Source organism: Bacillus sp. SN32, assembly GCF_002837495.1.
Classification (GTDB): domain Bacteria; phylum Bacillota; class Bacilli; order Bacillales; family Bacillaceae; genus Bacillus; species Bacillus subtilis.
Genome location: NZ_PJCT01000013.1, coordinates 1 through 10,074, shown reverse-complemented (window position 1 = coordinate 10,074; position 10,074 = coordinate 1). Strand labels below are relative to the sequence as shown.

The window sequence follows — 10,074 nt, the reverse complement described above, 5'->3', positions numbered from 1 at the left end:
ACGGCGTAACGATCACGTTCCTGCCGACACAGCTTGCGGAACAGTTCATGGAGCTTGAGAACACATCACTTCGCGTCCTCTTGACCGGAGGAGACAAGCTGAAGCGCGCAGTGAAAAAGCCGTACACGCTCGTCAACAACTACGGGCCGACAGAAAACACGGTTGTTGCCACAAGCACAGAAATCCATCCGGAGGAAGGCTCGCTTTCCATCGGACGGGCCATTGCCAATACGAGAGTATACATTCTCGGCGAGGGCAATCAGGTGCAGCCGGAAGGCGTAGCCGGAGAGCTTTGCGTGGCGGGGCGCGGACTGGCACGCGGCTATCTGAATCGAGAAGACGAAACCGCGAAGCGGTTTGTCGCTGATCCGTTTGTGCCGGGTGAGCGCATGTACCGCACCGGCGATTTGGTGAAATGGACGGGCGGCGGCATCGAATACATTGGCCGGATCGACCAGCAGGTCAAGGTCCGCGGCTACCGGATCGAGCTTTCAGAAATTGAAGTCCAGCTCGCCCAGCTTTCTGAGGTGCAGGATGCGGCGGTGACAGCTGTCAAGGATAAAGGCGGCAATACAGCAATCGCGGCGTATGTCACACCGGAAACAGCTGACATAGAAGCACTAAAATCAGCACTGAAGGAAACCCTGCCGGATTACATGATCCCGGCGTTCTGGGTGACGCTGAACGAGCTTCCGGTTACGGCAAACGGCAAAGTGGACCGCAAAGCCTTGCCTGAGCCGGACATCGAAGCGGGAAGCGGAGAATACAAAGCGCCAACGACCGACATGGAAGAGCTGCTTGCCGGCATCTGGCAGGACGTGCTTGGAATGTCTGAAGTCGGTGTCACCGACAATTTCTTCTCGCTTGGCGGAGATTCCATCAAAGGAATTCAAATGGCGAGCCGCTTGAACCAGCACGGCTGGAAGCTGGAAATGAAAGATCTCTTCCAGCATCCGACGATCGAGGAGCTTACCCAATATGTAGAGCGTGCCGAAGGCAAACAGGCAGACCAAGGCCCGGTGGAGGGCGAAGTCATCCTGACGCCGATCCAGCGCTGGTTCTTTGAAAAGAACTTCACGAACAAGCACCACTGGAACCAATCTGTGATGCTTCACGCCAAGAAGGGCTTTGATCCTGAACGGGTGGAGAAAACATTGCAGGCGCTGATCGAGCATCATGACGCGCTCCGCATGGTCTATCGTGAGGGACAGGAAGACGTCATTCAATACAACAGAGGTCTTGAAGCTGCTTCAGCTCAATTGGAAGTCATCCAGATTGAGGGCCAAGCTGCAGATTACGAAGACCGAATAGAGAGAGAAGCGGAGCGTTTGCAAAGCAGCATCGACTTGCAGGAAGGCGGCTTGTTAAAAGCAGGCTTGTTCCAAGCGGAAGACGGAGACCACTTGCTGCTTGCCATTCACCACTTAGTGGTTGACGGCGTGTCGTGGCGGATTCTACTGGAGGATTTCGCCGCAGTATATACACAGCTTGAGCAAGGCAATGAACCGGTTCTCCCGCAGAAAACACATTCATTTGCAGAGTATGCAGAGAGATTGCAAGACTTCGCGAACTCCAAAGCCTTTTTGAAAGAAAAAGAGTATTGGAGACAGCTTGAAGAACAAGCTGTTGCGGCAAAGCTTCCGAAAGACCGCGAATCTGGTGATCAGCGAATGAAACATACAAAGACAATTGAATTCTCGCTGACTGCTGAAGAGACAGAACAGCTCACCACAAAGGTGCATGAGGCATATCACACAGAAATGAATGATATTTTGCTGACGGCATTCGGATTGGCAATGAAGGAGTGGACGGGTCAAGATCGAGTAAGTGTTCATTTAGAGGGGCATGGACGTGAAGAAATCATAGAAGACCTGACCATTTCCCGCACAGTCGGCTGGTTTACAAGTATGTACCCCATGGTGCTCGATATGAAGCATGCGGATGATCTGGGCTACCAGCTGAAGCAAATGAAAGAAGATATCAGACATGTGCCGAATAAGGGAGTCGGATACGGTATTCTGCGCTATCTGACGGCACCGGAACATAAAGAAGATGTGGCGTTCTCGATTCAGCCGGATGTCAGCTTCAACTATTTAGGTCAGTTTGACGAAATGTCGGATGCAGGTTTGTTTACGAGATCAGAGCTGCCGTCAGGACAGTCATTAAGCCCTGAAACAGAAAAACCGAATGCGCTGGATGTTGTCGGATATATCGAAAACGGAAAACTGACGATGTCACTGGCCTATCATTCTCTTGAATTTCATGAAAAAACAGTACAAACATTCAGTGACAGCTTTAAAGCGCATCTTCTCAGAATCATTGAACATTGCCTATCTCAAGACGGTACGGAACTGACCCCGAGTGATCTTGGTGACGACGATTTGACGCTGGATGAGCTGGATAAATTAATGGAAATTTTCTAATAGAGGTGGCATATGAGCAAAAAATCGATTCAAAAGGTGTACGCACTGACACCAATGCAGGAGGGAATGCTGTATCATGCGATGCTTGATCCGCATTCTTCCTCGTACTTCACACAATTAGAGCTTGGGATTCACGGCGCTTTTGATCTTGAAATCTTTGAGAAAAGCGTCAATGAACTGATTCGGTCATACGATATTCTCCGTACGGTATTTGTGCATCAGCAGCTGCAAAAACCGCGTCAGGTCGTGTTAGCGGAACGCAAAACAAAGGTGCATTATGAGGATATCAGTCATGCAGACGAGAACCGCCAGAAAGAGCACATTGAGCGTTACAAACAAGACGTTCAGCGCCAAGGCTTTAACCTGGCAAAAGACATATTGTTCAAGGTAGCGGTTTTCCGCCTTGATGCAGATCAGCTGTATCTTGTCTGGAGCAATCATCATATTATGATGGACGGCTGGAGCATGGGCGTCCTCATGAAAAGCCTGTTCCAAAACTATGAAGCGCTCAGAGCAGGAAGGACACCTGCAAACGGTCAAGGCAAGCCTTACTCCGACTACATCAAATGGCTTGGAAAACAGGACAATGAAGAAGCGGAGAGCTACTGGAGCGAGCGCTTGGCGGGTTTTGAACAGCCAAGCGTGCTCCCGGGCCGCCTGCCTGTGAAAAAAGACGAATACGTCAATAAAGAATATTCCTTTACATGGGACGAAACATTGGTTGCCCGTATTCAGCAAACCGCAAATCTCCATCAAGTGACAGGGCCTAACCTATTTCAGGCCGTTTGGGGCATTGTTCTCAGCAAATACAACTTTACGGATGATGTTGTCTTCGGAACGGTCGTCTCAGGAAGGCCGTCTGAAATCAACGGAATTGAAACGATGGCGGGGCTGTTTATCAACACCATTCCGGTGCGGGTAAAAGTTGAACGAGATGCTGCATTCGCTGATATTTTCACAGCTGTTCAGCAGCATGCAGTAGAGGCAGAGCGTTACGATTACGTGCCGCTCTATGAGATTCAAAAACGCTCAGCCCTTGATGGCAATCTCTTAAACCATCTGGTCGCGTTTGAAAATTATCCGCTTGATCAAGAGCTTGAAAACGGCAGCATGGAAGACCGCCTCGGGTTTTCGATTAAGGTAGAAAGCGCATTTGAACAAACGAGCTTCGATTTCAACCTGATTGTGTATCCGGGCAAAACGTGGACCGTCAAAATTAAATATAACGGAGCCGCCTTTGATTCCGCTTTTATCGAACGGACAGCGGAGCACCTTACCCGCATGATGGAAGCAGCTGTCGATCAGCCGGCCGCTTTTGTGCGTGAGTACGGGCTTGTGGGAGACGAAGAGCAGCGGCAAATTGTCGAGGTGTTTAACAGCACGAAAGCCGAACTCCCTGAAGGAATGGCTGTTCATCAGGTGTTTGAAGAGCAAGCGAAACGGACGCCGGCGAGCACTGCCGTCGTATATGAAGGAACCGAGCTGACGTACCGCGAGCTGAATGCAGCGGCTAACCGTCTGGCGAAAAAGCTTGTCGAACAAGGGCTTCAAAAAGGGGAAACAGCAGCGATTATGAACGACCGCTCAGTAGAAACCGTTGTCGGCATGCTGGCTGTTTTAAAAGCAGGCGCCGCATATGTGCCGCTTGATCCAGCGCTTCCTGGGGATCGTCTTCGTTTCATGGCAGAGGACAGCTCCGTTCGAATGGTTTTGACCGGAAATTCTTATACAGGGCAGGCACATCAGCTGCAAGTGCCGGTTCTTACACTGGACATAGGTTTTGAAGAGAGTGAAGTGGCTGACAATCTCAGCCTGCCATCCGCCCCGTCCGACTTGGCGTACATCATGTACACATCTGGTTCAACGGGCAAACCGAAAGGCGTCATGATCGAACATAAAAGCATTCTGCGCCTCGTCAAAAATGCCGGGTACGTTCCTGTTACTGAAGAGGACCGCATGGCGCAAACGGGAGCTGTCAGCTTTGATGCCGGAACGTTTGAGGTATTCGGCGCACTGTTGAATGGCGCAGCGCTTTATCCGGTCAAAAAAGAGACGCTGCTTGATGCGAAACAATTTGCTGCATTCCTGCGTGAGCAAAGAATCTCGACGATGTGGCTGACATCACCTTTATTCAACCAGCTTGCCGCAAAGGATGCGGGTATGTTCGGCACACTGCGCCATTTAATCATCGGCGGAGATGCCCTTGTCCCTCATATTGTCAGCAAAGTAAAACAGGCATCTCCGTCGCTTTCATTGTGGAACGGATACGGCCCGACAGAAAACACGACGTTTTCAACCAGTTTTCTGATCGACCGTGAGTATGGCGGCTCTATCCCAATCGGGAAGCCGATCGGAAATTCCACTGCCTACATCATGGATGAGCAGCAATGCCTGCAGCCAATCGGCGCGCCTGGTGAGCTTTGCGTAGGCGGAATCGGTGTAGCGCGTGGGTATGTCAATCTCACTGAGCTGACAGAAAAGCAATTTCTCGAAGACCCGTTCAGACCGGGTGAGAGAATTTATTGCACTGGTGACTTGGCAAGATGGCTGCCGGACGGCAATATCGAATTTTTAGGCAGAATCGACAACCAAGTGAAGGTGCGCGGCTTCCGAATTGAGCTTGGCGAAATTGAAACAAAACTGAACATGGCTGAGCATGTGACAGAGGCTGCGGTGATCATCCGCAAGAACAAAGCGGATGAAAATGAAATTTGCGCGTACTTCACAGCGGATCGTGAAGTGGCTGTGAGTGAGCTGAGAAAAACACTGTCTCAGTCTTTGCCTGACTATATGGTCCCTGCCCACCTGATTCAAATGGACAGCCTGCCGCTTACGCCAAACGGGAAAATCAACAAAAAGGAACTGCCTGCACCGCAATCAGAAGCCGTGCAGCCGGAATACGCAGCACCAAAAACAGAGAGTGAAAAGAAATTAGCGGAGATCTGGGAAGGAATACTCGGCGTCAAAGCAGGCGTTACCGATAACTTCTTTATGATCGGCGGCCATTCTTTGAAAGCGATGATGATGACGGCGAAAATTCAAGAGCATTTTCATAAGGAAGTTCCGATAAAAGTGCTTTTTGAAAAGCCGACTATTCAAGAACTGGCACTGTATTTGGAAGAGAACGAAAGCAAGGAGGAGCAGACGTTTGAATCGATCAGGCAAGCATCTTATCAGCAGCATTATCCTGTATCCCCGGCCCAGCGGAGAATGTATATTCTCAATCAGCTTGGACAAGCAAACACAAGCTACAACGTCCCCGCTGTACTTCTGCTGGAGGGAGAAGTAGATAAAGACCGGCTTGAAAACGCGATTCAGCAATTAATCAACCGGCACGAAATCCTCCGTACATCGTTTGACATGATCGACGGAGAGGTTGTGCAAACCGTTCATAAAAACATATCGTTCCAGCTGGAGGCTGCCAAGGGACGGGAAGAAGACGCGGAAGAGATAATCAAAGAATTTGTTCAGCCGTTTGAATTAAACCGCGCGCCGCTCGTCCGTTCGAAGCTTGTCCAGCTGGAAGAAAAACGCTACCTGCTGCTCATTGATATGCATCATATTATTACTGACGGAAGTTCAACAGGCATTCTAATCGGTGATCTTGCCAAAATATATCAAGGCGCAGATCTGGAACTGCCACAAATTCACTATAAAGATTACGCAGTTTGGCACAAAGAACAAACTAATTATCAAAAAGATGAGGAATACTGGCTCGATGTCTTTAAAGGCGAACTGCCAATACTGGATCTTCCCGCGGATTTCGAGCGGCCTGCTGAACGGAGCTTTGCGGGAGAGCGCGTGATGTTTGGGCTTGATAAGCAAATCACGGCTCAAATCAAATCACTCATGGCAGAAACAGATACGACAATGTACATGTTTTTGCTGGCGGCGTTCAATGTACTCCTTTCCAAGTACGCGTCACAGGATGATATCATTGTCGGCTCGCCGACAGCTGGCAGAACACATCCTGATCTGCAAGGTGTGCCGGGTATGTTTGTCAACACGGTGGCACTCAGAACGGCACCAACGGGAGATAAAACCTTCGCGCAATTCCTTGAAGAGGTCAAAACAGCCAGCCTTCAAGCATTCGAGCACCAGAGCTATCCGCTTGAGGAGCTGATTGAAAAGCTTCCGCTTACAAGGGATACAAGCAGAAGTCCGCTGTTCAGCGTGATGTTCAACATGCAGAATATGGAGATTCCTTCATTAAGATTAGGAGATTTGAAGATTTCCTCGTATTCCATGCTTCATCATGTTGCGAAATTTGATCTTTCCTTGGAAGCGGTCGAGCGTGAAGAGGATATCGGCCTAAGCTTTGACTATGCGACTGCCTTGTTTAAGGACGAGACGATCCGCCGCTGGAGCCGCCACTTTGTCAATATCATCAAAGCGGCCGCGGCTAATCCAAACGTTCGGCTGTCTGATGTAGATCTGCTTTCATCTGCAGAAACGGCTGCTTTGCTAGAAGAAAGACATATGACTCAAATTACCGAAACCTTTGCAGCACTTTTTGAAAAACAGGCCCAGCAAACACCTGACCATTCTGCGGTGAAGGCTGGCGGAAATCTGCTGACCTATCGCGAGCTTGATGAACAGGCGAACCAGCTGGCGCATCATCTTCGTGCCCAAGGGGCAGGAAATGAAGACATCGTCGCGATTGTTATGGACCGGTCAGCTGAAGTCATGATATCGATTCTCGGTATCATGAAGGCGGGGGCAGCTTTCCTTCCGATTGATCCTGATACACCCGAAGAACGAATCCGTTATTCATTAGAGGACAGCGGAGCAAAATTTGCGGTCGTGAATGAAAGAAACATGACGGCTATTGGGCAATATGAAGGGACAATCGTCAGCCTTGATGACGGTAAATGGAGAAATGAAAGCAAGGAGCGCCCATCATCCATTTCCGGGTCTCGCAATCTTGCATACGTCATTTATACGTCCGGTACGACCGGAAAGCCAAAGGGCGTGCAGATTGAGCATCGCAATCTGACAAACTATGTCTCTTGGTTTAGTAAAGAGGCGAGCCTGACGGAAAATGATAAGACTGTATTGCTTTCATCTTACGCATTTGACCTTGGCTATACGAGCATGTTCCCCGTACTTCTGGGCGGTGGCGAGCTCCATATCGTCCAGAAGGAAACCTATACGGCGCCGGATGAAATAGCGCACTATATCAAGGAGCATGGGATCACTTATATCAAGCTGACACCGTCTCTGTTCCATACAATAGTGAACACCGCCAGTTTTGCAAAAGATGCGAACTTTGAATCCTTGCGCTTGATCGTCTTGGGAGGAGAAAAAATCATCCCGACTGATGTTATCGCCTTCCGTAAGATGTATGGACATACCGAATTTATCAATCACTACGGCCCGACAGAAGCAACGATCGGCGCCATTGCCGGGCGGGTTGATCTGTCTGAGCCGGATGCATTTGCGAAACGCCCGACAATCGGACGGCCGATTACGAATGCCGGCGCGCTTGTCTTAAATGAAGCATTGAAGCTTGTGCCGCCGGGAGCGAGCGGACAGCTCTATATCACGGGACAGGGGCTTGCGAGAGGGTATCTCAACAGGCCTCAGCTGACAGCCGAGAGATTTGTAGAAAATCCATATTCGCCGGGAAGCCTCATGTACAAAACCGGAGATGTCGTACGAAGACTTTCTGACGGTACGCTTGCATTTATCGGCCGGGCTGATGATCAGGTGAAAATCCGCGGCTACCGTATTGAGCCGATAGAAATTGAAACGGTCATGCTCAGCCTCAGCGGAATTCAAGAAGCGGTTGTACTAGCAGTTTCCGAGGGCGGTCTTCAAGAGCTTTGCGCGTATTATACGTCGGATCAAGCTATTGAAAAAGCAGAGCTCCGGAACCAGCTTTCCCTAACACTGCCGTCTCATATGATTCCTGCTTTCTTTGTGCAGGTTGACGCGATTCCGCTGACGGCAAACGGAAAAACCGACAGAAACGCTTTGCCGAAGCCGAACGCGGCACAATCCGGAGGCAAGGCATTGGCCGCACCGGAGACAGCGCTTGAAGAAAGCTTATGCCGCATTTGGCAGAAAACGCTTGGCATAGAAGCCATCGGCATTGATGACAATTTTTTCGATTTAGGCGGCCATTCATTAAAAGGGATGATGCTGATTGCCAACATTCAGGCGGAATTGGAGAAAAGCGTACCGCTTAAAGCACTGTTCGAGCAGCCAACTGTTCGCCAGCTGGCGGCTTATATGGAGGCGTCTGCCGTTTCAGGCGGCCATCAAGTCCTCAAACCGGCTGACAAGCAGGCTATGTATCCATTGTCTTCCGCACAGAAACGGATGTACGTGCTCAATCAGCTTGACCGCCAGACGATAAGCTATAACATGCCATCTGTTCTTCTAATGGAAGGAGAGCTTGATATTTCGCGCCTGCGCGACTCACTCAATCAGCTCGTGAACCGTCACGAATCATTGCGGACGTCATTTATGGAAGCCAATGGTGAGCCTGTTCAGTGCATCATTGAGAAGGCGGAGGTTGATCTTCATGTGTTTGAAGCCAAAGAAGACGAAGCGGACCAAAAGATTAAGGAATTTATCCGGCCATTCGACTTAACCGACGCACCGCTCATTCGCGCAGCTTTGCTTCGAATAGAAGCGAAAAAACATTTGCTGCTTTTAGATATGCATCATATCATCGCAGACGGCGTCTCAAGAGGCATTTTTGTAAAAGAATTGGCGCTGCTTTACAAAGGAGAGCAGCTTCCGGAGCCGGCGCTTCATTATAAAGATTTCGCCGTTTGGCAAAATGAAGCTGAGCAAAAAGAACGGATGAAGGAGCATGAGGCGTACTGGCTGTCAGTTCTTTCAGGCGAGCTGCCAGAGCTTGATCTCCCGCTCGATTACGCCCGTCCGCCTGTGCAAAGCTTTAAAGGAGATACGATCCGTTTCCGTACGGGAAGTGAGACGGCAAAGGCGGTAGAAAAACTGCTTGCCGAAACCGGAACGACCTTGCACATGGTGCTCCATGCTGTTTTCCACGTCTTTTTAAGCAAAATTTCCGGACAGCGGGATATCGTCATCGGCTCCGTTACTGCCGGCCGGACGAATGCTGATGTTCAGGACATGCCGGGAATGTTCGTCAATACACTTGCCCTGAGAATGGAAGCGAAAGAACAGCAAACATTTGCGGAGCTTTTGGAGCAAGCAAAGCAGACGAACTTGTCAGCGCTTGAGCATCAGGAGTATCCGTTTGAAGATCTGGTTAATCAGCTTGATCTCCCTCGGGATATGAGCCGAAACCCATTGTTTAATGTGATGGTGACGACAGAAAACCCTGATAAAGAACAGCTTACATTGCAAAATCTGAGCATTTCACCTTATGAGGCTCATCAGGGAACTTCTAAGTTTGATCTGACACTGGGCGGATTTACTGATGAAAATGGCATTGGCTTGCAGCTCGAATATGCGACAGATCTGTTCGCAAAAGAAACAGCTGAAAAATGGAGCGAATACGTTCTGCGGCTACTAAAGGCTGTTGCGGATAACCCGAACCAGCCGCTTTCCAGCCTGTCACTGGTCACCGAGACAGAAAAGCAAGCGCTTCTTGAGGCATGGAAGGGCAAAGCGCTGCCTGTGCCGACAGACAAAACGGTTCATCAGCTATTCG

The 10,074-nt window shown here is 49.7% G+C and carries 2 protein-coding genes; both read left to right on the top strand.

The features are described 5' to 3' along the window. Window positions 1-2,423 (top strand): condensation domain-containing protein (locus CW370_RS21005; protein WP_157829197.1); only part of this gene is annotated, 2,423 nt, incomplete at its 5' end. 12 nt (window positions 2,424-2,435) lie between these two features. Then, a partial coding sequence (gene srfAB / locus CW370_RS21860; RefSeq protein ID WP_101169976.1) for a surfactin non-ribosomal peptide synthetase SrfAB occupies window positions 2,436-10,074 on the top strand: 7,639 nt, incomplete at its 3' end.